The 327-nt window shown below is 71.6% G+C and carries 1 pseudogene; it reads left to right on the top strand.

The annotated features are described in order from the left end of the window. Nucleotides 1-112: 112 nt before the first annotated feature. Nucleotides 113-327 (top strand): annotated as a pseudogene (locus ACOADB_RS10665) (erythromycin esterase); the annotation flags it as partial.

Raw genomic sequence — 327 nt, forward strand, 5'->3', positions numbered from 1 at the left:
GGCCCGATGGTCGGATGGGGTGCACGACGTGTGCAGGTTCCGTGGAGATCGGGCCTTGCCCGGCTGCCGGCCTTCCGGTGCGATGCTGGAGGGCAGGCAGGAGGTGTCGTGGATGACGACCTTTGCGGATCGGTACGACGCCGGGCAGCGCCTGGTTCCGGTGTTGGAGGACCGGCACGAGCGCGACCAGGTCATCCTGGGGCTCCCGTGCGGCGGGGTGCCGGTCGCGTTCGAGATCGCCCGCGCCCTGCACGCACCGCTGGACGTGATCGTGGTCCGCAAGCTCGGGGTGCCGCGCCAGCCGGAGTACGCGATGGGGGCCATCGG

It is taken from the genome of Nocardioides sp. CPCC 206348 (assembly GCF_048654705.1).
In the GTDB taxonomy this organism is placed as follows: domain Bacteria; phylum Actinomycetota; class Actinomycetes; order Propionibacteriales; family Nocardioidaceae; genus Nocardioides.